The sequence below is a fragment of the Synechocystis sp. PCC 7509 genome (assembly GCF_000332075.2).
Classification (GTDB): Bacteria; Cyanobacteriota; Cyanobacteriia; order Cyanobacteriales; family Chroococcidiopsidaceae; genus Aliterella.
Genome location: NZ_ALVU02000001.1, coordinates 2,523,670 through 2,545,195 on the forward strand (window position 1 = coordinate 2,523,670; position 21,526 = coordinate 2,545,195).

Below are 21,526 nucleotides of genomic sequence, written 5' to 3' on the forward strand. Positions count from 1 at the left end.
CTAAGAAATGTTACAATTATTAATATTGCCAAACCAATATACGAGTCAAACAAAAAAGCAACTTAATGTATAATTGACGCTCCCCCTATAGAAGTTTTCTGTTAAATGATAATTTATTTGTAATCGGAGTTGACAATAATACATAATTATTGTAATAAGACTGCAAAAAATTGAACTATAAAGCGCTCTCGTTTTCCTGCCAAGCCCATTAATAATAAAAAAGTAGCGTTATGAAGACCGCTCAGACTGCCACCGATCTAGTACGTACATACTTGCGTGAAATTGGTCGCGTACCCCTGCTAACCCACGAGCAGGAAATCTTATACGGAAAGCAAGTACAGCGTTTGAGCGCCTTACAAACAGTAAGAGAAGCGTTACTCGCTGAATATGGACAAGAACCAACTCCTGATGAATGGGCAAAAGCCAGCGATTTAGCAGATAGTGAAGAACTAGCAAAAATTATCGCCGCCGGAGAACTTGCCAAGCGCAAGATGGTAGAAGCTAATTTGCGTTTAGTCGTATCGGTTGCTAAGAAATATATTAAGCGCAATGTAGACTTGCTAGATTTAATCCAAGAAGGCACCATTGGTATGCAGCGTGGGGTAGAAAAATTTGACCCGACCAAAGGCTATAGGTTCTCAACCTATGCTTACTGGTGGATTCGCCAAGCCATCACTCGCGCGATCGCCGAAAAAGGGCGAACAATTCGTTTACCTATTCATATCACCGAAAAACTCAACAAAATTAAAAAGGCTCAACGCCAACTTTCCCAAAAACTAGGACGCGCACCTACAGCCGGAGAATTGGCGACAGAACTAGAATTAACTACTAAGCAAGTTAGAGAGTATTTAGAACGGGCGCGTTTACCACTATCTTTAGATTTGCGCGTGGGAGATAACCAAGACACTGAGCTTGGAGAATTGCTAGAAGATACCGGCGCATCTCCAGAGGAGTTTGTGATGCAATCTTCTTTGGCTACAGACTTAGATTTATTAATGGCAGATTTGACTCCCCAGCAACGGGAAGTATTAATCCTGCGTTTTGGTCTATCCGACGGACAAGCGCTAACTTTAGCTAAAATAGGCGATCGCTTAAATATTAGCCGCGAACGAGTTAGACAAATTGAGCGCGAAGCCTTGACCAAACTCCGCAAACGCAAAGCCGATATGGATCAATACTTAGCAAGCTAAAGCTAAAAGGAAGAAATTACACCCAAAGAAGGTTCGGTTTCATCTACTACATCTCCAAACACTGCCTGTTACATTAGTTAGCACAACAAATAAATCCTACAGTTCAAAAGATGGCGACCGCAGCCCAAAATCAAGCTAAGGAAGCCAAAACCAAACGGAGGTATCAAGTGAGCAATTCACCCAATCAAGTCTCAGAGTTTTTCAGTGGCGAATCAGAAAATAGCAATTTGCTATGGCATTACGTTCAATCTCTGAGTCCAGAAACCATTACTCAACTGTCTAAGCCTACTTCTGGTGATGTTTTCCAGGTGATGGAACGTAATATTGTGGGACTGTTGGGTGGCTTACCCTCCGAACACTTTGATGTCACCATCAGCACTAACCGGGAAAATTTGGGCAGGCTTTTAGCTTCAGCAATGATTAGCGGCTATTTTTTACGCAACGCCGAACAAAGAATGACCTTTGATAAAGCCTTGCAAGGTTCGGAAATTAGCGAATAGAACTGGTAAAGCTTAATCTAAATAAACAAGGACAGACAAATTTTTAGTCTGTCCTTATTTTTATAATTTATGAATCAAAAACTTATTGGTGTCGGTGTAATTTGGAACGATAGAGGACAGATTTTAATCGATCGCCGCCGCCAAACTGGGGTATTTGGAGGTTTTTGGGAGTTTCCAGGGGGCAAAATTGAACCAGGCGAGACGGTAGAAGAATGTATTAAACGCGAAATTTGGGAAGAATTAGGGATTTTAATTGCCGTTGGTCAGCACTTAATAACTATCGAACACACTTATTCTCACTTCCACGTTACTTTAATTGTCCATCACTGCCAACATCTAGACGGCACACCGCAACCCTTGGAGTGTGAGGAAATTCGCTGGGTGACATTAGAGGAAATAGATAAGTTTTCTTTTCCCGAAGCAAATTTTCAAATTATTGCTGCTTTGCGTCACGCCGGATAAATGGGAATTGTAAAGTGGAAGCAACTACCGCCTGTAGGTGGTGAATCTACCCAAATTTGTCCATAATGAGCATGAATAATGCCTTGACATAGAGATAACCCAATTCCGTAGCCATCAAGCGCTTGATCACGTTCTAAGCGCACGCGCTCCGCAAAAATGCGATCGCAATCTTCTGGCGGAATCCCAGGTCCATTATCGCAAATACTTACTTGGGCTTTTTGACTTGTGCGGTGTAGCACTGATAAGCGAATAGTGCCATTTTCTGGCGTGTACTTAATTGCGTTATCTAATAAATTGCTTAATACCTGGTGTAGCCTTTCACTATCGGCATAGACATAGGGTAAATCACTCGGCAAATCGGTTTCTATAGTTTGACTCTTGGCTAACGCGCGATCGCACTGATGACTTAAAACTTCATGGCAAAGCGCACTTATATCTAACTTAGCGGGTTCAATATGCAATTGAGCGCTCGTATCGCGAGCTACCTGCAATAATCCCGCAATCATGCGATCAATATTTTTAGTTTGATTGCGAGCTTGCTTAAACAACTGGGCGGCTAATTCCGGTTTGAGGCGAGGAATTTTGTTTTCTTGGGAGACTAAATAATTTGCTTCTAAAGTTTCAATTGCAATTGATACCGCCGTTAAAGGATTGCGGAGATCGTGAGCCAGCATAGCAATTACTCGATCTTTAAACTGTAACTGCTCAGTAAGTTTTTCTTGTTCTTGCTTTAAATGGAAAATTTCATCAGCAAGTTTTATTAGTTCAGCAGAATTACTCACAGAACGAATCGGTGATGAGGGTAAGTTGATATTATAGTCTTGGTCTAAAATTTTGGGAAGTTGGTCTACTTTTAAGTACGCTTCTGCCGATTGTTGCCAGCGCAGCCACCAAGTTTTTAATTGCGCGTCTAAATTGCTACCCGCTAAAACTTGCAAAGGTGTGGGGTGAATTTTGACCAAAGCCGGAGTTGCTACCAGTTTAAAATGCTCTACTAAATAAGGCTGTTCGCCCACATTAATAATTTGCAGTTCAAACGGGTAATTGGCTTGTAACTGTTTGAGATAGCAACAAATTTCCGACACTTGATTTCGCGCACTCGAACGTTCGTCAACAAACAGTAATAGTTGAAGTGGTAATTCGGAGTAGGTTGGTTGCGACGAAACCTGCATGCAAACTTTTTTCAGCACTGAAAACAGGCAACTTTTTGAGGGTGGGCGGAGGTATAAACTAACAATGTATTAGATTTACTTCTTTAATAAATTTAATATCAATTTAAGATTTTGCCTATAGGTAGAGTTTAATAATTTGGTTTAATTTCTGATATTTAGAGTTTTTTAAGTGCCAATAGCCACTTAGCGAAGGCTTTTGCAGCTACACGCCGTTAGTTAAAACTAAGGAGTTTCACAAAAAACTTGGAGTAAATGAGCGCAATTGGAAATTGCCCCCAAATGGGCAATCTCAAACCCGTGAGTATTTTGAGTAGGAAATGCCAAACACGCAGCACGGGCAACATGACCTAACTTCATGGCAATTGAGCCATCACTACCAAAGCCGCTAATCGTCGCTAGTTGTACGGGCATATTTAGCTGTTTGGCAGCTTGACGCAACTGAACGTTTAAGCCTTCGTCGTAGATGCCGTAACCATCTTGAGCCAAAATTACTGGATTTGATCCAGATTCAACAGGGTATTCAGGTGCTAGAGGGCAAATTTCTAAAGCAATTAAGGCATCTAGTTTTTGCTGTCCGCTAAAATAGAGCGCTCCAATTGCGCCGACTTCTTCTTTAGCAGAGGCGACTAAATAAGTATCATAGACGGGCTGAGTTAAGTTTTTTGCTAAAGCCAGCAATATAGCTAAGGAAGCTTTGTTGTCTAGGGTGTAACTTGCAATATAGTCTTTTAATCGGATTGGGCGTTTGCGGTGCTTGCCAACTACTACGCGCGTTCCAGGGCGTATACCAGCTAGTTCTAATTCTTCTAGTGTGCATTTAGTTTCAATCCAGGCATCTTCCCAACGTACCGCCGTATCTTCTTGCTGTACTTTTTGGGGCGATTCGTGGGAGACATGACGCGAACCAAAGCTAAGAATTCCGCTAATAGTGGCGTTATCTCCCAGCAAATCGACAACTCCTTCCCCATAAACCCAAGGAAAAGAGCCGCCTAATTTGCGCACAGAGACTTTACCATCAAATTCGATAGTTTTGGCGATCGCTCCTATTTCATCTTTATGAGCAGTAATAGCGACAGATCCAGCTTCTCGCCCTGGAAGGAAGGCAATAATATTATCTGCTTTGTCTTGCCAAACTTCTACCCCAATTTCGGCAAAGCGGCGTAGCAATAGCTGATTTATTTGCGTTTCTACGCCACTAGGGGAATGGTGCATTACCAGTTCTTCAATGGTAAGAAATAACTCGTCGTAGTTCAAAAAATTATTGCTCAAAAGACTAGCGGGTGATTGTTATTTTTTTAAATTTGCGTTGAGCCATTATTCCTATACCTAACACGCCAAAGGCTAGTATCCCAATTCCACTACTAGGTTCGGGAATTGGTTGAGAACTCAACCTTGTTAAAGCTAAATTACCAATTTGTTCGTGCGCCGCCGTTGTGGGGTGTAAATCATCCCAAAATAAGTATTCATTTGGGTTTTGACAACTAGGATCTGTTAAGCAAGCATCGGTTACATTTGTAAATCCAAATAAGTCGGGTTGAGCGATCGCGCTGGCAAATAACGAACTAACATCAACATCATAAATATCAATCCCATAACTTAAGCTCAAGCTATTAAGGACGGTATCCAAACCTGTATTATGAGCGTCAGTTAGAGCCGTAAAGCTGCTAGATAAAACACTACTATTTGTTGCTGGAAGTTGCCCCAAATCTGGTAAATTGAGAACTAAAAAATTCTCTGCTCCAGAGGCAGCAAGGGAAGTAATAGAACTTGCTAGATTACTTACAGGTACGCTAGGGTCAGTAATCCCCGCGCCAAGATAGTCATTAGAACCTGCCCAAACTACATAAAGTGCGTTCGGATCGGCAAAGGAATTAGTAGCTTGAAAATTAGTAATTTGCTGTTGTAGTCCAATTAAACCGGGGATAAATGTATTATCGCTGCCAGTAGTTGCACCAGCAAAAGCATAATTGGTTGTATTTGCGCCCAAGTCTTCAGTCAAATATTCTATCCATAGGCGATCGTTAGAAGCACGTCCTGGACTGTAGGGCGGACTAGGAGGAAACGCACCCCCTGTAGCCGTAAACAAATTGCCCGTATCTGACAAACTATCGCCAAAAACATAAATATCTGTAAAGCTGACTGCAAAGGCTCGTAGCGGCAAGAAAAAAGATAGAAAAACAACGCTTGTAGCCAAAAATTGCTTTTGCATACTAAAACTTATCCAGTATTTTTACTGAATTTACCTTAAATTGGCGTTGATTAATCGCAAAAATAATTAAATTTTTATCTTATTGTGGGGATGGTTCCGTCGTTTCTGGCGTACTGTTAATTTGCAATACTTCCTGGGCGGACAAGCCCTCAGTAGCGTTGCCAAAGTACCATAAAACTGCGGCAGCTTCCGCACGGGTGACGGGTTTTTTGGGTTGAAATAGGGTTGTATAGCCAAAAGCGCGGCGAATATTGGATCTGTCGCTATTTTGAAAGTCGGCAAAAACTGCCCGTAATGCTTTAGGTTCAATTTTGGCTACATCTTGAAAGCCCCAACTATCTTTTATAGACTCTACCGACGCATTAGGTAAGGCTTGGCGGCTATCTAAAGGAACTTTCCATACAATCAACTGTTCGCGGGTTAAAGGGGCGTTAGGGCGAAATAAAACGGCGCTGCTATCTCCCGATAACGCACTAGGAATTAAGCCAGCATCGGCTAATCCTTGAATTGCTGCAAAATCGCGATCGCTTGGAGGTACATCTTGAAAAGTTTTTTGACTATCTTTGGCGGCTTCCCGAATCTGCAACGCCGGACGGCTGCTATTAATTTGATTATTGGCAGCAAATAGCAAGCGGGCATATTCGCGGCGAGTAATAGTTTTTGCTGGGTAAAACAGCGAACTAGAGCTAGTTTTATTACCTGTAGTTGGAAGCGACAATACACCCAAGGCTGCCAAGTCTTCAATATACGATCGCAATTGTGGAGATGCTTTATCGATATCTGTAAATACTTGGGTTGTAGTTGTACCTGTGTTTGGTGCAGGATTTGATTGTGGTAAAGGTCCAACAAAGTTTTCGTCGCCGCTTTGTGGCACTGGTGATACTGTTGCCTCTGGAGTAGCGGCTTGAGTTGTATCCCCATTACGAACATACTCAATAGTAAATTCTGTTGTCCCTGTTGAATCTTGGATTGCTACTGTTACTTGCAAATTGTTTTGACGAGCTATCAAAGCGTTGCTTTCGGGCGTTGGCTGGCTAACAATTTGCCAGTTTTGGGCTAGTAACTGGTTTTGATAGAAGCTTTGAACGGCGTTAGCAGGATCGGCACTAACCCAAGTAGTAAATATAGTTGCAGTATTGGCGGTTGGCGTTGGTGGTACAGTCCCTTGCAATTGCGCATTGGGATAGAGCGGAAAATCCGTAGGTAAGCCAGAATTGCGATCGCTTTGTTGGTTTTCTGTCGCCGACAACCGAGGATCGGCGCTTAACAAATTCTCTAAATTACTGCCTGTGGGACTGTTTGCACAGGCGCTCAACGTCAGCACTAATAAACTAATAATGGCAGTAAATCGGTGGAACACGGCAATTATTTAACAAAAAAACGCTTCTTTATCTACGCTAACGCACAGACAACGCCGTTATGAACTAGAAAAAATAGGGTTACGTGGCAAAAAGCTTGTCCGTAGCAAAAACGAGGCGTTGCCAAAGTTCTAATTACGCTCCACTACCAAGATTTGGTTGAGCAAGAGAACCTCTATAGTAAAGGCTGTCTTACTCTACCTTAAAGCGATCGCTCTAGGCGGCTATGTCTACTAACCGCCCAGAGCGCTAAATGATTAGCTGCCAAATATAAAGATGTGCAAATCCTCTAAGCAAAAACGACGATTTAATGCAAATAGCTCCGGGCTTCAGTAGCTACAGCTTCTACATCATCTTTTGCTAAGACTTCTAAAGTAGCACGAGCGCGATCGCCACCCAAGTTATTCATAGCTTGAACGACTCGATAGCGAATTTGCCAATCAGAATTTGTAGCATAAGGAACTAATAGCTCCACAGCACGACTTTCTCCCAATTCTCCTAAAGAGCTAATCGCCGCCGTTTGCACTAAATCGTTATCCGAATTTAAAGCTTCACTTAGCAAGTCAAAGGAGCGCGGATCGCCAAGTTCGCCTAAAGTAGCTATAATGCTAAACTTCACAAGCCATTCCGGCGTATTGTAATAAAGTTGCTGTAAGTCTTCAAAGGCTTCGGTAAGCTTCAAAGCACCCAAGCAATCGGCGGCGGCGGCTTGAACATCAGGTTCTGGATCGTTATGCAACCTTTCGCGCAACACCTCTAAAGATCGCTCTAAATCTTGTCCTCCTAGAGTATCCATTTGACTTACCGCCGCGTAACGCACGCGAGTATTGCGATCTTTGATGGCAGTTTGAGCAAGTTCAAAAGCAATTTTTTGATCTTCTAGTTCCCGAATTTGATTTACCGCCCGCAATCTGTCGCCCAAATCTTCCGAGGCGAGCATTTGCTTAATAGATTCAGAATTGGCACTCATTTAGTTTGTCTGGTTGTAAGGATAAGTTAGTCTGAACTTGCTGCCATCGCGCGGATAATATCACCACGAGTTAGAATCCCAACTACGAGGTTGTTCGCATCAACTACTGGCAAGCGTCGGATATCGCGATCGTGCAGCAATTGAGCCGCATTTTTAAGGGGTTTGTCGGCAGAAATAGTAATAGGATCGGTACTCATAACTTCGCCTACAGTTTGCCCTAAAGCCTTATGCAAGTCGCGCTCGTAGGTGGCAGGATTTTGCAGAAAAATCACGCTATCAAGAAACATAATGTAGGCAGGAGGCGTGACTCCCGTTTCTTGCCACATGAGATCAGTTTCGGAAATAATTCCTACTAAGCGATCGTCATCTCCGACTACGGGAAGTCCGCTAATTCGACGCTCTGCCATGATTTTAATTGCTTCATTTAGGGGCGTTTGGGGCTTAACGACAACGGGCAATGAAGTCATCGCCTCAGCAACGGTTTTAGGCATTTTTGGGGCTGCTACCTGTGAAAAAACTTCTCTACAGTTTCATTGTAGAAAATAGCGGCGATCGCCCGGATTTAATTTAATGATTATTACTACTTGGTCAAAGCTTATTTTTTGGTTGTAGGGCAAAAAATGGTATTTTCCCTTACGTCCAGCTCAAGAGAGTTGCTGAATTGGTAATGCAATATGAAAACGGGTGAGACAGGAGAGTTGTAGACAAGAAAAAACATCCTACTTTCCGCTACTCAACCAAATCTCTACAGTGCTTGCATAATTGGCATTTCTGCCACTGTTTTCTGTCTTCACAAGCTTTTTGTCACGCCACCGATATCCCTATAAAAAGCTATCCGCTCCTACCAAGGTTAGTTAACCTTAAGTAAGAGCGGTGTAGTGGATCTTCAAGTTGAAATCAGACTGCCGGAAGGAACTCCAAGCAAGCCTAAGCTTTATTTAGAGAACAGCCCCGGCGCGCAGCCGGCTCATTTCAACTTGATGACCCAAGGATATACTACTTTCTATCATGGGCATCACCTCCTTGTTGCCTTTACGGCGTAAATCTCAAAGGGACAAAGCTTGTTGCTTTGGGTGTTTGTCACCTTCATTTAAGATAACACAACATTTTGTAATTGTTGCCTGCAAAAAGAAAAAACCCCTACTTTTTTAATCGGGGTTTTTTTGATTTTATTTTCTAAACCTAATTGATCCAAACCGAGTTAGAGAGCGTTACCCCGTGGTAGAACCTCTTCAGGGAATTGGAATTGTTCGTGAGGCTGATCTTGAGGAGCCATCCAAGCGCGGATGCCTTCATTCAGCAAAATGTTTTTGGTGTAAAAAGTCTCAAACTCTGGATCTTCCGCCGCCCGTAATTCTTGGCTAACGAAATCGTAAGCGCGTAAGTTTAGGGCTAAACCAACTACGCCCACCGCACTCATCCACAATCCAGTTACGGGTACAAACAACATAAAGAAGTGCAACCAACGTTTGTTGGAAAAGGCAATTCCAAATATTTGCGACCAAAAACGGTTTGCCGTGACCATCGAGTAGGTTTCTTCCGCTTGAGTGGGATTGAAGGCGCGGAAAGTATTGGATTGCTCGGAATCCTCAAACAAGGTATTTTCTACGGTTGCGCCGTGAATGGCACACAATAGCGCTCCTCCTAATACTCCGGCTACTCCCATCATGTGGAAGGGGTTAAGTGTCCAGTTGTGGAATCCTTGGAAAAATAGCAAGAATCTAAATATTGCTGCTACCCCAAAGGATGGCGCGAAAAACCACGATGATTGTCCCAAGGGATACATGAGAAATACACTCACAAATACCGCAATCGGGGCGCTAAATGCTAGGGCGTTGTAAGGACGAATCCCGACCAAGCGGGCAATCTCAAACTGACGCAACATAAATCCGATTAAGGCAAAGGCTCCGTGCAGGGCGACAAATGCCCATAGTCCCCCTAGCTGACACCATCGGGTAAAGTTCCATCCAGCTTCTGGTCCCCATAAAAACAGCAAGGAGTGTCCCATGCTGTCGGCGGGGGTTGATACCGCTACGGTCAGAAAGTTTGCTCCTTCTAAGTAGGAACTAGCGATGCCGTGAGTATACCAAGAGGTGACAAAGGTTGTCCCTGTTAACCAGCCGCCTAGAGCCATGTAGGCGCAAGGGAATAGTAGGATTCCGCTCCAGCCTACAAATACAAATCTGTCGCGCTTTAACCAGTCGTCTACGGTATCAAATATGCCGCGACTCGGTGCGCTACCAACTGCAATTGTCATTACAGTAAAACTCCAAATATTATAAGTACGACAAGAGAATCGCCCGACAGAATAATGTAAGTTGTAAATAATACAAATAATCCATCGGTTGACAAGTTTAGTTTACGATTCTTTACTTGTTCCTAATCTAGTTGTACAACCAACTGCCAATATGTGGCAAGATAATTAGAAAAATTTAATCTTTACATTATTAATAAAAATTAACTTGCTTATACTGTAGTAAGTTAATTTTTGTCAACGAAAATAAATTTTTATGAGAATCTAAGTAGAGATACTCAGGGCGATCGCCCGCGATTGTCCTAGCGCAAGCAAACGTTAGAATGGATTATACATAGCGCTTATTGCCAAAAACATGATTTTTATCGACTTAACCTTAAAAAGCACAGCCTTCCCCGTATCAGTACAGCGAAAAACTAGCGAAGAAGCGGAGGCAGTTTATACCCAAATAGTGGAGGCGATGCGTTCCGGTCAGCCAGAGATTATCGAATTGACGTGCGATCGCCAAACAGAAAAAAAAGCTGCGGTGCGTGTAAGTGAAATTCTCAGCGTCCAGATAGCTCAAAAAGATGGTTCTGCCGTTGGTGGTGGTAGACCTCCAGGATTTTTTGCTTTATCCGAATCCACCTAACAACTAGAGTCAAAATGGCGGAGATTGCCGTTCAAGTCAGCAATTTAGATTTTAGTTGGCATCAAGGAGAGCAAGTTTTGACCTCTTGCTCTTTAGAAGTACCAAAAGGTGAATTTTGGATGCTTTTAGGGACAAATGGCAGTGGCAAATCTACTTTACTCAAATTGTTAGCAGGGTTGCTAACACCTAAATCGGGACTTGTACAAGTTCTGCCTCCAGTGGGCTTCGTCTTCCAAAACCCCGACCATCAATTAGTCATGCCCACGGTGGGCGCAGATGTAGCTTTTGGATTGGTGGAAGAACAACTGCCAATATTGCAAGTGCGGCAAAGAGTGGAAGAAGCTTTAACCGCCGTCAATATGCTGGCATTACAAAGAAGACCAATTTATGCTCTTAGTGGCGGACAAAAGCAACGAGTAGCGATCGCCGGAGCGATCGCCCGCCAGTGCGAAGTGTTGCTATTAGACGAACCTACAGCTTTACTCGATCCTGATAGCCAATTGGAATTAGTAGCTCAAGTACGAAATTTAGTTAAAAGTCGCGGTTTAACAGCCTTGTGGGTGACTCATCGCTTAGAGGAGTTAAATTACTGCGATGGTGCATTTTTGCTAGAGCGAGGTTGTTTAGTAGATCGTGGCGACGCGCAACGCTTAAAGCAACGTTTGATCCAAGAACCACCGCCCTTAGATTAAGACATTAAAACCCCAAGACTTGTCTTGGGGTTTTTTGCTAGTTGTAACTTACTCTTGAGGAGCAGTTTCAAACTCAGACTGGGGTTCAGAGCTTGACTCTACCTGCTCTGGAGTAGCGGCAACTACTGGAGGCTTGGTTTTTGTGGGTTTAGGACCGCGCATCAACGCCATATTCATTGGCGGTGCGGTGGTTTCTTCCCGATTAGAGCCTTTGCCTCTACTTTTAGTTTTCTCTTTACCTGGTACCGAAGGAATCACTTTGCGTTTTTCCGGTGATGTGGTTGTAGCTTCAAGATTATCCTCAACAGCTTTGGGTTGAAGTTCTTGTATTTCTTCTCCAACCTCACTAGGGGGATCGATTTGACGCTCTGATTTCTTAATGGGACGTTCCACCATAAATTTTGCACATTTATTTATTAGTATTTTTGCACTGTCCTACTATTTTAAGGAAGCTTAAGTGCAAATAAAGTTGTAGCATGGGCATTGCTAACTCAAAACCTTAACTTTAATCTGATAGCGCTGGGCTTGAGAATGTTAGAACCGATACTTCGATTACGATTAGAATTGTGAATAAATATATGTAACTTCAGCACTCAGTGAGAATGTATCATGCCACCCTCTTTACCCGAAGCTGTTTTGTTAGTAGACGGCTATAACATGATTGGCGCTTGGTCTTATTTAAAAAAAACTCGCGATCGCCTTGGACTGGAAGCTGCACGCGGGGAATTGGTTTCAGCACTCATAAACTATAGTGCTTTACAAGGCTATGCAACTCAAGTTGTATTCGATGCCCAGTATCAAAATACTTGTAGCAGCCAAGAAACAATTAACGACAATTTATTAGTACACTACACTGATTTTGGTCAGACTGCTGATACTTATATAGAGAAGTCCTGCGCGGCGTTGCGTCCTTATTTAAAACAATCTCACCTCTGTCGGCTGATTGTCGCCACCAGCGACCGCGTCCAGCAGCTAGTAGTAGTCGGCTATGGGGCAGAATGGATGTCTGCCCAGCAATTAAATTATGAGGTCGAATCGACCCTCAAAACTTCTCTGAGCAAGCATAAGCAACGCAAACATTCCGCTAGTCGGTTTTTGGCTAATTCCATTGATGCCAAAGCTAGGCAAAAGCTCGCTGAAATGCGCCGGGGCTTGTAGTAAGCTTCTCAAATATTTTTATAATTAAATTGGCAAGGGACAGATTTATAAAAAAATTTGGCAACCCCCTTGCAAAATACCACTGCTTACAGTTAATATAAATATTCGCAGTCCTCAGTAGCTCAGTGGTAGAGCGATCGGCTGTTAACCGATTGGTCGCAAGTTCGAATCTTGCCTGGGGAGTTAACTAAATCAACAATTATTGCTTAAAGCGATCGCAGTTTTGCTTAATGGTGGCTAAGAAAAGTTTGTTAATTTTAAACAGGCTTTACAAAAAGTTTGCCAAGGTAGAAAACCGGGTGTTTTTACAACCTCTCCCGCAACTATAGCAATCCTATTTGATGCATAAACATTATCTCGTAGGGGCGCAATGCATTGCGAAGGCATCTTTTGGGGAGAATCCTTCTTCCCAAAAATGCCGCCCCCTACAACGTTCACAATTGATTTAGGATTGCTATAACCTTTAAAATAGGAAGGTTGGGCTCTGCTATTCTCCATAGAATAGGTTTTCTATTTTTAGCTTGCCTAAAAATAGAATTCTACAAATTGAATTTAAATAATAAAACAGTGTTAAAAATAATTACTAAGCCATGGGCAGTCTATACTTCATGATTGAGTAACTTATACTACCAGCAAGCTATAAGCCGTTAAGTATTAATATTATGTTTATTTTGAAAAGACAAGATGTAGAAATTTTTAACATCAAACACCCAACCCTCAACCAACTTATTCCGATTATTAATTATCAAAGGCAGACTTTTCGTTTGCTGCAAATATTCCCTCTCAACCAGGCACAAGAAGCTTTAGCTTTATGGCGAGACTTGACAGATAACAAAGGCAAAGCCTGCATTCTGCTTGAAGAACCTGATCGCTACACACTTTGGGGAAAAATTAAACCAGAACAGCTAAATATTAGCAACAAAGTTGGTGAAGTCTCTCATAAATCTTTAGTTAAAGGCAGCTTGTTATTGTTGCAAGCAGTTTATACAGATATTGAAGACCTTTTAGGCACTAAGCAAGCAAATTTATTTCAAAAAGATTTTAAAGACTTTCTCGACAAAGTAGATTTAATTGAAAAATCTCCCGAAGCAGTCAATTACTTACTAGCTATCGATCCGCTTAGTGTCGAACAATTACCTGTTTGGCAAGAAGCTCAATTACTCAACCTTTTGCAAGAAACTCATCGCCTTGGTAAAAGATATTTTGGCGACAGCGAATTTACTAAAAATGCCCTAGACAGCTTAGAAGATATGTCAAAAGATGAACAATCGGGGTTTGTACAGTGGCTAAATCAATCAAGCCTTGGTAAGCTGTGGCAGTAACAAAAAAAATTAGGAGCAGGCGATCGCCTATTAATTGCCTTTACTTGTAGCAAAAAGATAGATATAAGTAAAAACTTACATCTTCAAAATTTTAACCAGTAAAAAATAGATATGACTATAGTATCAAATCATAGCCTTGGTCGCTGCTTACCTTGCGACAGGAATTTTTATGAATAAACCTATAAATAGTTCAAAATCCCGGTTATCTCTGCAAACTATTGTTTCGGTTGCCCTTTTTTGGGGTGTACTCGCACTTTTATTAACTTTATTATTTAGTTTACCTGTAGAAAATTCTGAAGGTGTGGCAAGACGCGCCCAGTGGTATGTAATTAGTGCTTATATATTTCAATCGGTAGCTTATTTAAGTGCGATAATATTGTGCTTTAGAAATATGCTCAGTCCCACAATAATTAGCGGGCGTAGCGTCTGGTTAGGAATCGGGTTTGGGCTGATGTCTTACCTAATTGGTAACTTAATTTTAGGCTATTGGGAGCTAATACTTCAGCAAGAGCCAACTAATGTATCGCCAGCAGATTTATTTTTTGTAGGTGCGTATTTATTTTTGGGTGGGGGGATGATTTCCGCTTTGAGCGCTAGACGAGTGCATCTAGAACGCTGGCAATGGGGAATAGTTGCAGTAATTGCTGTAGTTGGCATTGGCATCGGAATTTGGGTTTCTAACCCGGCAACAGGTACAGCCGTTGAAACTTCTGCACCGATGTGGTGGTCAGGTTTAGAAAAATCTTTATTATTGTTCTATACCGTTACTGATGTCTTGCTATTAATTATCGCTACAATGGTACTGCTAACTTTTTGGGGTGGTCGTTTTGCTCAATCGTGGCGATTGATAGCGGCAGCAGTGTTCTCGCTCTACATTGGAGATGTGTGGCTTAGTTATGCCCAAAATCACATTGAAAACTACCAAAGTGGAGCGCTGCTAGAAGTATTTTGGGTATTTAGTGGCGTGCTATTTACTATGGGCGCGGCGGTGGAATATGAAGTATCAAGTCGTTCTCGGCGAGAAAAGCGTGGGCGGAAGCGGGCTTAAATAAAAATTGAATTATGACTGGAAAAAAAATTTCTGAATCGATAAAAAATGACATTATTCACTTGTATAAACATACAGGGGAAACAACTTCAACTTTGGCAGAACGTTACGGGGTGAGCAATTCAACCATTAGTCGGATGTTGAAAAGTACGTTGCCAGAACAAGAGTATGAGGTATTAATTGCGTCTAAAAGAGCGGCGAGAGTACCGGGAAACGATTTAGGTACACAAGTAGCGGTTAACTCAAAAGAGGTAGATCCTGTAGAAGCATTAGTCTCACCGCCAATAGAACTTAAATCAATTATGCGGCTAGAGGAGAAAAGTGTTACCCCTACGCCAATTATCAAACGCCGCAGTGTTAGTAGCCGTGCGGACAATTTACCTGTATCTATAGATGATGCTCCCACGCAACTAAATAGTACGCCAACGGCAATAAGCGATGCGGATAAGAGTCATGTTAAAGGCGATCGCCAATCCACTATTATTAGTCAAAATCCTGAAATTAATAATCTCCTACCAATTAGCAAAGTTATACCCTTATCACCGGAGTCACCAACAACTAACAACTTAAATTTTCCCAGCGACGAAGAAACTAGCGCCATCGTTGCCGAAATGCTCGGCGAAGATATGTTGGAGGAAGCTGAAGATAGTGAAGACTTGGAAGAAGATGAAGATTTAGATTACTTAGATGACAATGACGATGACGACGAGGAGGAAGAACCGACTAAAATAGTCAAAAGGCGTTCATCAAGTAATGTTTTAATTCAAGTGTTGCCGTTATCAGAAGCTAATTTACCTAAAACTTGCTATTTAGTAATCGATCGCTTGTCAGAGTTAATTACTCGTCCCCTCAGAGATTTTGCCGACTTGGGGCAAATCCCGGCTCAAGAGACTAATCAAAAAACTTTACCAATATTTGATAATCATCGTGTAGCCCGTCGCTTTTCTACTAAACGCGATCGCGTAATTAAAGTCCCGGATAGTAAAATGCTGCAAAAAGCGTGTTCCCACCTCCAAGCAAAAGGGATTACAAGGCTATTGGTAGACGGTCAAGTTTACTCTCTTTATCCTAGTTAAGCAATATTGGTAGTGAGTTTTGCATGGACAATAATCCTCAACTTCTCTCTAGCGCTAGTTATGGTGTAGTCCTAGTCAGCGCCAGTTCGCAAATTGAAGCAGAGAAAATTGCTACAGCTTTGGTAGAATCTCAACTAGCAGCTTGTGTTAGTTTAATGCCGATTACTTCTATTTACACCTGGCAGAACAAACTACATCAAGACCAGGAATGGCAACTAATAATTAAAACTAAGCAAGCAATGTTTGCCGCAATTATCAATACAATTCAAGAACTACATTCCTACGAAGTGCCAGAAATTATTGCCCTTCCCTTGATTGCAGGCTCTCAATCTTATCTCCAGTGGATTTCAAAACAAGTCAAGCAGTCTGAAGAAGTATAAAAAAAGACAAGGGAAAATAGCGTCTCCCTTGTCTAGATTACTTTGACTTTCGTGCCTAGTTGACTTGCCACCAGCCTAAAGCTGGTCCAAAAAATAATACTGTCAACCACCACACAACCAACAAACCAATCCCAATCCAAGCACCACGAGTACTCCAGTCTACAAACTGTTGTGCTTTTCCTTTGCTAATTGGCAACCAGGGCAAAAATCTTTCTTCTTGCCCGTATTTTTCTTTTAGTGCAGTCTTACGCCGTTTTGATTCGCCCATAACTCTAATAAAATACGCCTTCTGTGCCTGATGATAGCGCTACAGGTAAAGTTATTGCTAATTTTGCAAATTAACTTGACAACAAAATAGAGGTAGCTACCTAACTTGGAGGCTAAGGGAAAAATCAAGCTCTTTGCTGCCGCCGCAAAACCACTATGACCTCTAGTTTTATGGCGCACCACAAAATTAAACAAAATTGACCGTTTTTAGAACCAAGAATAATTTTAGCTTTAGAACCAATATATTTAATATGTACAACTTTTTCTTGGTTCAACAACTCTATGGTAGGGGCAAACCAATGAACTTAGCAAAAATTGTGATGCTATCTATGGCTTTAGTAAAGTTAAATTGAAAAACATCTTTTGTAAAGGGTAGCATCATCCTCGACAGCGCTCTATGATAATGTATGTAGCAATCTTTAATATTGTTTATAGTTAAAACTTTTAGCATTCTATCTAACTTGTCAATAGCATCTTTAATAGTCGTGCCAATATTTAAGTTGATAATTATAGAACTTCGCAGTTGGCACAAGTTAGCTGCTTGCAATGTCTCTAATTGAGTTCTCCATGCTGTTGATAATCTACAATCAAATGTGTCATCCGAGACAATATTGTGGCTTTAGCAATGAAATAATGGGAGTCTTGAGACGAATACAAGAAGCCTTGGGGGTAAGCTTCTCTACCTAAAAAGATGGAGTAAAAATTTCCTTCCGTACACCGTAAATTACCTAAACCCAAAATGCTTGACCATGAATTTTGGGTTTATCAGCTATAAAAAACCAATGTTTCTTGCTCAAATTTGTGCAGGAAGCCTAACGTGGGCTTCAATCAATTAATATCCCGCGTCAATTAATAGATAGTTAAAAAACTTTGATACTAATGTCTAATCGCCAGTCAAATTATTAGAATAGCCGACATAAATTGCTGTCTTTTGTTTCAAAGAATGCACAAAAATTGATGATTATAGTGTAAAATTATGGGAGTTTATGTCTATACGGTTTTTTGTGAATAAATATTTACTAGCATTCACTATTTGCATATAAATTAAATTTAGATTAGGGAAAAGCACCTAAAAAAACAAGCTGGAAAGTTAATAATTAAGTGTTTATACGGTGTTTTTGTCATCGAAATAGCGCTAAAAAATCAAGTATACGAAAACTTAACTACAAGGAAAATGACTTACCAGTCGTTTTATTGATGTGAATAATTATCAGCGTCAAGCTGTGTTAATACCTCGAAATTTAAGTATTTTAGAGCCTTGGGGTTTTTGTTTAACACGTACTGAAGGCTGGACTGGGAAAGCACCAGTATCGCTGCGTACCCTAGCCACCAACCGCGCCTCACTCAATGCCTTACCCGACTGGATACTACAGATTAATAGGTGGGGGATTGTCAATAGTTTAGTTGCCAAAGGCGATCGCCTAACTGCCAACGATTTTGCAGGCAAACCACCTTGACAAAATTCTGCCAGCAGGCGATCGCTGGGTCGGCAGAACTGATTGAGACAAACGGTTTTGAGTAGACACAGAGGAAAAAAAATCCCCATTTATTACCAACTCAATCTAGCGTTGAACCTATGCCGCAATTATTAAACGATCCATTGTTAATTGGTTGGATAGAAGTGGGAAAACTAGAGTACAGTCGCAGCGACATTGATTTAATTTAATAACGTTTACAGTTATCCTCCCATTTGGACAAACCGTATAAATCTATGACAAAAATTTTAGTAATTGAAGATGAGCAGTTAGTTCGAGAAAATATTTTAGACTTGTTAGAAGCTGAAGGCTTTGATGGTGTAGGCGCAGAAAATGGTCATGTAGGCGTAACTTGGGCGTGGGATTGCAAACCCGATTTAATAATTTGTGATGTCATGATGCCAGAACTTGATGGTTACGATGTCCTCAAGCTACTCCGCAAAGAACCCGTTACCGCCACAATTCCCTTTATTTTTCTCACTGCCAAAGCCGATAAAGACGATTTTCGCCAAGGAATGCAACTAGGAGCAGATGATTATTTAACTAAGCCCTTTACTAGCGCTGAATTATTGGGAGCGATCGCTGCGCGGTTAGAACGAAAAGCTGCTACTGCTAGGCAAGCAGAAAAAAGACTAGAAGAATTGCGTAAAAGCCTAACCAGTAAGCCAAAATATACCAGCACGGCGGTTTTTGATAATGAATTTGCTGCTCTTAAGCAATCTCAGTTTACCGGACAGTTGACGGTTAAAGGGGACGGCGATATTGAGTGGATATTTTACCTTTACTTGGGGCGGCTTTTGTATGCAACAGGTGGGACTCATCCCCTACGGCGTTGGCAAAGAAATATCTCAACTTACTGTCCGCACATCACCTCCTATCAAGAAAATGTGCCATCGGCTACATATTTGCCTACCGAGTACTCATTATTGACTTTATGGCTCGAACGCAAACAAATTAGTAGAGAACAAGTAGCTCAAGTAATTCGCGCGATCGTTCAGGAAGTCCTGTTTGATAGTATGCAGGCAAAACAATTAAACTATCAAATTCAACCAAAAGAAAATTCCTCCGCTCAATTACTATTAATTGATGCCGAACAAGCGACGGCGGCGGCGAGGCAAAGTTGGCAAATCTGGCAAAGCGCTAAGTTTGCTGACATATCTCCCAATCAAGCCCCAATCATCAAACGACCAGAAGAATTACAGCAAAAAGTCTCTATAGCTGCCTATCAACAGCTAACAGTTTTACTCAACGGACAGCGTAGTTTGCGGGAGTTAGCTTTACAGATGAAGCGTCAAGTTGTCGAAGTTACATCCTCTTTGCTGCCTTACATTCAGTCTGGCGTAGTAGAATTGACGGATATTACCGACTTGCCTATTTTAACTACTGTGCCGCCCAATTCTGCCACTATTGGACAGCAATCAAACCAGCCTTTGATTGCTTGTATTGATGATAGTCGCTTGGTTTGTCAAACAATGGAAAAGATTTTAACGGCAGATGGCTACCAGTTTGTATCCATAAATGACCCACTTCGAGCCTTAGCAACGCTCCTTTCCCGCAAACCAGATTTAATCTTTTTAGATTTGGTAATGCCTAATCTTAATGGTTATGAGATTTGCGGTCGTTTACGCAAAATTCCAACTTTTAGCAATACGCCGATTATAATTTTGACTAGCAATATTATCGATCGCGTCCGAGCTACGGGGGTGGGTTGCTCTGACTATCTAAGTAAGCCTGTAAAAGCTGAAAGCGTACTGGCGATTATCTCTAAACACTTGTCGTGTGCTATTGAAAACCGCCAAGAGTTCGCACTCTAAATTCGCCTTGCTTGGCAAGACTTTCGTTCGCTGTCTAGCTGGGGTTCTTGCCAGGAAAAAGCAAAGTGACTTACACCGCGCACTTGGGGCGCAACAGTGCGAATTGCTTGCATTTGGGCTTCTAGGGAGGGGCGATTGGAGATGGTTTTTCCCCAAACTCCAGCGATCGCCGGAATGACTTGGGCTTCGGGAGCTTGGGTTGTCACCTTTTGGACTAAAGCTGCGATACACGCTGCGTTGCCGCAGTTAGCATAAGCCATAGCGTGCCACTCTAAAGTCTTAGGAAATCGATGCCAAGGTTGCAAGCGCGAGTCATAACCTTGACCTACAGTTTGATTGGCATCAGGGAAAAATACAGCCCCAGCTTTGATTCCTTGACGCTGTACAGGCCAAGCAGCCACCGCTAAAAAGTCCAAAACACCTTGAATTGCATGAGCAACGCTCAACTGCCACAATTCCCATTGCAGGCGCGGCTGTCTTTGGGCAGCACTAGGTAAAACGATCGCCTTTGGGGTCGGGGTTGACGGTACATCTTCTTTGGGGGAGGCGATGATAGGCGGTGGAGCGGGTGGCGTGCGCCCTTGCCACAGGGGTTCGCTTTCTTGAGGATACAGTTTGTCTACGGCGGCAACATCAGCGACTGATATAGAGCCTTTTTTGGCGTAGCGTCCGATTAGCTCTAGTCCTTTAGAATTTAGCGCTCGTTTGGACAAAGCAAGTTGGGCCGCGTCGCCATAAATCCAGAGGTCTTGAACTTTGGTAATCACAGAATTTGCGCCCAAACCTCGTGGATAACGGACGTAATCGAATAACACTCCATCTGGGCGACGACGCGCGATTTCGTTTACCAATTGGTAATAGTCTCTTTTGGCTTGCAAGTTGTAAGGATCGACAAAAACTTGGCTTTCATTATCGACAAAATATAAACTTGTTTGCCCTTTGCCGTTTCGAGCTAGTACCGATTGGCGATCGCTTCTTTGACCATAGGAGTAGCCAAAATTCATCATAAACATCCAAGCGTAAACCTTTAAGCCTCGCTCGTGACCTTTTTGGATTGCTTGAGCTAAAAGGTCTACTTTTTCGCTCCCAGGGGCGCGAACCACTGATGGCCAAGCGGTACGATTAGATCCCATTGGTAGCAATACTTGCCCATCGGCAAAAACTTCAACATAAACTTGGTTATAGCCTAGGTTGATAATCCGATCCATAATTTCGTCTAGTTTGCCTGCTTGCAAATCGCAAGGATATAACCTTAGCCATATAGCTTGAACTTGCGGCCAAGTCCGACTGCGACATTCTTGCAGTTGCCTAGAGTGTTGATTTAACAACCCTTGGTAGCGATTTTGAGCCTCTGTGTCGCCTTTTAGTGTTGCTTGCAATAAATTTTGTTTTTCTAGCTTTGCCGATTCTGTAAACTGGCAGTAGGCAGCAGTTTGAGCTTGGGCTGGGTAAAAACCAATATTTGTAGCCACTAGACTACTAGAAATACTTGTGGCGATCGCCTTTCGCCAAGACAATATAGTTTTTTTTAATTTCACAGGATATTTG

23 protein-coding genes and 1 tRNA gene are annotated in these 21,526 nt (G+C 42.1%); 13 read left to right on the forward strand and 11 right to left on the reverse strand.

What is annotated here, in order from left to right; all coding sequences use genetic code 11:
* Window positions 1–230 precede the first annotated feature (230 nt).
* The 3 genes from SYN7509_RS0212635 (at window position 231) to mutT (ending at window position 2,152) form a co-directional block, all read left to right on the forward strand.
* Complete coding sequence (locus tag SYN7509_RS0212635; protein ID WP_009630499.1) at window positions 231–1,190, forward strand: RNA polymerase sigma factor, RpoD/SigA family; 960 nt, start codon at window positions 231–233, stop codon at window positions 1,188–1,190.
* 110 nt (window positions 1,191–1,300) lie between these two features.
* Window positions 1,301–1,690, forward strand: a complete 390-nt coding sequence (locus SYN7509_RS0212640; RefSeq protein ID WP_009630500.1) for a DUF760 domain-containing protein — start codon at window positions 1,301–1,303, stop codon at window positions 1,688–1,690.
* Between the two features lie 69 nt (window positions 1,691–1,759).
* On the forward strand, window positions 1,760–2,152 hold the full coding sequence (gene mutT / locus SYN7509_RS0212645) for an 8-oxo-dGTP diphosphatase MutT (protein WP_009630501.1): 393 nt from the start codon (window positions 1,760–1,762) through the stop codon (window positions 2,150–2,152).
* Here mutT and SYN7509_RS0212650 read toward each other — a convergent pair.
* The 7 genes from SYN7509_RS0212650 to psbD all read right to left on the reverse strand — a co-directional run bounded on the left by SYN7509_RS0212650 (window position 2,140) and on the right by psbD (window position 10,118).
* Complete coding sequence (locus SYN7509_RS0212650) at window positions 2,140–3,324, reverse strand: histidine kinase (RefSeq protein WP_009630502.1); 1,185 nt, start codon at window positions 3,322–3,324, stop codon at window positions 2,140–2,142. The genes mutT and SYN7509_RS0212650 overlap by 13 nt on opposite strands.
* Before the next feature lie 222 nt (window positions 3,325–3,546).
* A complete protein-coding gene (locus SYN7509_RS0212655) occupies window positions 3,547–4,578 on the reverse strand; it encodes a M42 family metallopeptidase (protein ID WP_009630503.1) in 1,032 nt (343 codons plus the stop codon).
* A 19-nt stretch (window positions 4,579–4,597) separates the two neighbouring features.
* Entirely contained in the window at window positions 4,598–5,533 is a 936-nt protein-coding gene (locus SYN7509_RS0212660; protein ID WP_009630504.1) for an SGNH/GDSL hydrolase family protein, read from the reverse strand.
* A 79-nt stretch (window positions 5,534–5,612) separates the two neighbouring features.
* Complete coding sequence (locus tag SYN7509_RS0212665; RefSeq protein ID WP_009630505.1) at window positions 5,613–6,893, reverse strand: S-layer homology domain-containing protein; 1,281 nt, start codon at window positions 6,891–6,893, stop codon at window positions 5,613–5,615.
* A 305-nt stretch (window positions 6,894–7,198) separates the two neighbouring features.
* On the reverse strand, window positions 7,199–7,861 hold the full coding sequence (gene nblB, locus SYN7509_RS0212670) for a phycobilisome degradation protein NblB (RefSeq protein WP_009630506.1): 663 nt from the start codon (window positions 7,859–7,861) through the stop codon (window positions 7,199–7,201).
* A 26-nt stretch (window positions 7,862–7,887) separates the two neighbouring features.
* The gene (locus SYN7509_RS0212675; RefSeq protein WP_009630507.1) at window positions 7,888–8,352 is read right to left on the reverse strand and encodes a CBS domain-containing protein; all 465 of its coding nucleotides are present in this window, start codon (window positions 8,350–8,352) and stop codon (window positions 7,888–7,890) included.
* Window positions 8,353–9,062: 710 nt separating this feature from the next.
* Window positions 9,063–10,118 carry a photosystem II D2 protein (photosystem q(a) protein) gene (psbD, locus tag SYN7509_RS0212685; protein WP_028954285.1) on the reverse strand — a complete coding sequence of 352 codons (1,056 nt, stop codon included), beginning with the start codon at window positions 10,116–10,118 and terminating at the stop codon, window positions 9,063–9,065.
* A 352-nt stretch (window positions 10,119–10,470) separates the two neighbouring features.
* Here psbD and SYN7509_RS0212690 point away from each other — a divergent pair, with 352 nt between their 5' ends.
* Both SYN7509_RS0212690 and SYN7509_RS0212695 read left to right on the forward strand, forming a co-directional pair.
* Window positions 10,471–10,746: a hypothetical protein gene (locus SYN7509_RS0212690; RefSeq protein ID WP_009630956.1), complete on the forward strand. Its 276-nt coding sequence runs from the start codon at window positions 10,471–10,473 to the stop codon at window positions 10,744–10,746.
* Window positions 10,747–10,760: 14 nt separating this feature from the next.
* A complete protein-coding gene (locus SYN7509_RS0212695) occupies window positions 10,761–11,438 on the forward strand; it encodes an ABC transporter ATP-binding protein (protein WP_009630957.1) in 678 nt (225 codons plus the stop codon).
* A 48-nt stretch (window positions 11,439–11,486) separates the two neighbouring features.
* On the opposite strand, the gene SYN7509_RS0212700 is transcribed toward SYN7509_RS0212695, so the two are convergent.
* A complete protein-coding gene (locus SYN7509_RS0212700; RefSeq protein ID WP_009630958.1) occupies window positions 11,487–11,834 on the reverse strand; it encodes a hypothetical protein in 348 nt (115 codons plus the stop codon).
* A 213-nt stretch (window positions 11,835–12,047) separates the two neighbouring features.
* Between SYN7509_RS0212700 and SYN7509_RS0212705 the strand changes: the two genes are divergently transcribed.
* From SYN7509_RS0212705 to cutA, 6 genes are all read left to right on the forward strand, one after another.
* Window positions 12,048–12,596: an NYN domain-containing protein gene (locus SYN7509_RS0212705; RefSeq protein ID WP_009630959.1), complete on the forward strand. Its 549-nt coding sequence runs from the start codon at window positions 12,048–12,050 to the stop codon at window positions 12,594–12,596.
* Between the two features lie 111 nt (window positions 12,597–12,707).
* A tRNA-Asn gene (locus tag SYN7509_RS0212710) sits at window positions 12,708–12,779 on the forward strand.
* 479 nt (window positions 12,780–13,258) lie between these two features.
* On the forward strand, window positions 13,259–13,918 hold the full coding sequence (locus SYN7509_RS0212720) for an Npun_F0813 family protein (RefSeq protein ID WP_009630960.1): 660 nt from the start codon (window positions 13,259–13,261) through the stop codon (window positions 13,916–13,918).
* 169 nt (window positions 13,919–14,087) lie between these two features.
* Entirely contained in the window at window positions 14,088–14,966 is an 879-nt protein-coding gene (locus SYN7509_RS0212725) for a hypothetical protein (RefSeq protein WP_009630961.1), read from the forward strand.
* Window positions 14,967–14,980: 14 nt separating this feature from the next.
* Window positions 14,981–16,042 carry a hypothetical protein gene (locus SYN7509_RS0212730; protein ID WP_009630962.1) on the forward strand — a complete coding sequence of 354 codons (1,062 nt, stop codon included), beginning with the start codon at window positions 14,981–14,983 and terminating at the stop codon, window positions 16,040–16,042.
* A gap of 23 nt (window positions 16,043–16,065) precedes the next feature.
* Window positions 16,066–16,422 carry a divalent-cation tolerance protein CutA gene (cutA, locus tag SYN7509_RS0212735; protein ID WP_009630963.1) on the forward strand — a complete coding sequence of 119 codons (357 nt, stop codon included), beginning with the start codon at window positions 16,066–16,068 and terminating at the stop codon, window positions 16,420–16,422.
* Between the two features lie 55 nt (window positions 16,423–16,477).
* Here cutA and SYN7509_RS0212740 read toward each other — a convergent pair whose 3' ends face one another.
* Window positions 16,478–16,690 (reverse strand): DUF2839 domain-containing protein, encoded by a 213-nt coding sequence (locus tag SYN7509_RS0212740; RefSeq protein ID WP_009630964.1) that lies wholly within the window; start codon window positions 16,688–16,690, stop codon window positions 16,478–16,480.
* Window positions 16,691–16,969: 279 nt separating this feature from the next.
* Entirely contained in the window at window positions 16,970–17,236 is a 267-nt protein-coding gene (locus SYN7509_RS0212750) for a hypothetical protein (protein WP_028954288.1), read from the reverse strand.
* Window positions 17,237–17,888: 652 nt separating this feature from the next.
* Between SYN7509_RS0212750 and SYN7509_RS0212755 the strand changes: the two genes are divergently transcribed.
* Complete coding sequence (locus SYN7509_RS0212755; protein ID WP_009630965.1) at window positions 17,889–18,146, forward strand: hypothetical protein; 258 nt, start codon at window positions 17,889–17,891, stop codon at window positions 18,144–18,146.
* Between the two features lie 254 nt (window positions 18,147–18,400).
* Complete coding sequence (locus tag SYN7509_RS0212765) at window positions 18,401–19,978, forward strand: response regulator transcription factor (RefSeq protein WP_009630967.1); 1,578 nt, start codon at window positions 18,401–18,403, stop codon at window positions 19,976–19,978.
* Here the strand turns inward: SYN7509_RS0212765 and SYN7509_RS0212770 are convergent.
* Window positions 19,975–21,516: a family 10 glycosylhydrolase gene (locus SYN7509_RS0212770; protein WP_202807230.1), complete on the reverse strand. Its 1,542-nt coding sequence runs from the start codon at window positions 21,514–21,516 to the stop codon at window positions 19,975–19,977. The genes SYN7509_RS0212765 and SYN7509_RS0212770 overlap by 4 nt on opposite strands.
* Window positions 21,517–21,526 lie beyond the last annotated feature (10 nt).

Excerpts from the sequence above, each read along its gene's own strand:
- SYN7509_RS0212635 (WP_009630499.1), top strand. The coding sequence starts at position 231 with ATGAAGACCGCTCAGACTGCCACCGATCTAGTACGTACATACTTGCGT.
- SYN7509_RS0212640 (WP_009630500.1), top strand. The coding sequence starts at position 1,301 with ATGGCGACCGCAGCCCAAAATCAAGCTAAGGAAGCCAAAACCAAACGG.
- mutT (WP_009630501.1), top strand. The coding sequence starts at position 1,760 with ATGAATCAAAAACTTATTGGTGTCGGTGTAATTTGGAACGATAGAGGA.
- SYN7509_RS0212650 (WP_009630502.1), bottom strand. The coding sequence starts at position 3,324 with ATGCAGGTTTCGTCGCAACCAACCTACTCCGAATTACCACTTCAACTA.
- SYN7509_RS0212660 (WP_009630504.1), bottom strand. The coding sequence starts at position 5,533 with ATGCAAAAGCAATTTTTGGCTACAAGCGTTGTTTTTCTATCTTTTTTC.
- nblB (WP_009630506.1), bottom strand. The coding sequence starts at position 7,861 with ATGAGTGCCAATTCTGAATCTATTAAGCAAATGCTCGCCTCGGAAGAT.
- SYN7509_RS0212675 (WP_009630507.1), bottom strand. The coding sequence starts at position 8,352 with ATGCCTAAAACCGTTGCTGAGGCGATGACTTCATTGCCCGTTGTCGTT.
- psbD (WP_028954285.1), bottom strand. The coding sequence starts at position 10,118 with ATGACAATTGCAGTTGGTAGCGCACCGAGTCGCGGCATATTTGATACC.
- SYN7509_RS0212690 (WP_009630956.1), top strand. The coding sequence starts at position 10,471 with ATGATTTTTATCGACTTAACCTTAAAAAGCACAGCCTTCCCCGTATCA.
- SYN7509_RS0212695 (WP_009630957.1), top strand. The coding sequence starts at position 10,761 with ATGGCGGAGATTGCCGTTCAAGTCAGCAATTTAGATTTTAGTTGGCAT.
- SYN7509_RS0212700 (WP_009630958.1), bottom strand. The coding sequence starts at position 11,834 with ATGGTGGAACGTCCCATTAAGAAATCAGAGCGTCAAATCGATCCCCCT.
- SYN7509_RS0212705 (WP_009630959.1), top strand. The coding sequence starts at position 12,048 with ATGCCACCCTCTTTACCCGAAGCTGTTTTGTTAGTAGACGGCTATAAC.
- SYN7509_RS0212720 (WP_009630960.1), top strand. The coding sequence starts at position 13,259 with ATGTTTATTTTGAAAAGACAAGATGTAGAAATTTTTAACATCAAACAC.
- SYN7509_RS0212725 (WP_009630961.1), top strand. The coding sequence starts at position 14,088 with ATGAATAAACCTATAAATAGTTCAAAATCCCGGTTATCTCTGCAAACT.
- SYN7509_RS0212730 (WP_009630962.1), top strand. The coding sequence starts at position 14,981 with ATGACTGGAAAAAAAATTTCTGAATCGATAAAAAATGACATTATTCAC.
- cutA (WP_009630963.1), top strand. The coding sequence starts at position 16,066 with ATGGACAATAATCCTCAACTTCTCTCTAGCGCTAGTTATGGTGTAGTC.
- SYN7509_RS0212740 (WP_009630964.1), bottom strand. The coding sequence starts at position 16,690 with ATGGGCGAATCAAAACGGCGTAAGACTGCACTAAAAGAAAAATACGGG.
- SYN7509_RS0212765 (WP_009630967.1), top strand. The coding sequence starts at position 18,401 with ATGACAAAAATTTTAGTAATTGAAGATGAGCAGTTAGTTCGAGAAAAT.